At 44.1% G+C, this 664-nt stretch carries 2 pseudogenes; one reads left to right on the top strand and one right to left on the bottom strand.

Annotation, left to right across the window (positions count from 1 at the left end):
• Window positions 1-220, top strand: a pseudogene (locus ACTHUR_RS14815) (hypothetical protein); the annotation flags it as partial.
• A gap of 112 nt (window positions 221-332) precedes the next feature.
• Here the strand turns inward: ACTHUR_RS14815 and ACTHUR_RS14810 are convergent.
• A pseudogene (locus ACTHUR_RS14810) lies at window positions 333-664 on the bottom strand (hypothetical protein); the annotation flags it as partial.

The raw sequence follows: 664 nt of genomic DNA, 5'->3' as shown, positions 1-664 counted from the left end.
TCCTGCAACCATTGCTGCACCACAACCCAAACCTAAAGAAACACGTAAACAGGTATTACAAGGTGAAATTCGCAACGAACAAACCGCTATTATCCGCCTTCAAACCCAGCTGAATGCGGCCAAACAAAAAGGCGATCAGATTAAAATCCAACAGCTGACCCGTACCATCAACGACCGCAAAGCAAATATCCGCGCTATTCAAGACGAGATGTCTCGTTGATTGGTTTTTGATACAAAAAGGCCGTCTGAAAATATTTTCAGACGGCCTTTTTAATGGTGCAAACCTTATTTATTCAAAAAACAAATACTTTCTCTAAAATCATTTTCCCCCATCACGCCAAAGTATATTTCTTCACATCCCTACCCTCGTGCGCCATTACTACTTCTAGCCAATCGGCGATATTTTGCCAATAATATTGCGGCTTTTCAGACGGCCTATCAGTCTGAGTACCTTCATCATTCAACACAACGGGAACACCCTGCTCTGTACCGGCTTCAAGCAAAATCCAGATACTGCCTTCATAGGTATCGGCACGGACTGCTTGATGTTCATATGCCCAACCAACCGCAGCTTGTCCGCCATTTTGCAAAGACTGCATCGCCAGAGATAATGGATGAAAGCAGGTATCTACATTGTTGTCGGCAGTAACGACCAAAGTTGCAC

The organism is Neisseria sp. P0021.S007 (assembly GCF_051956855.1).
Note: the sequence above shows the minus strand (reverse complement) of the source record. Positions and strands in the feature narration are given on the sequence as shown.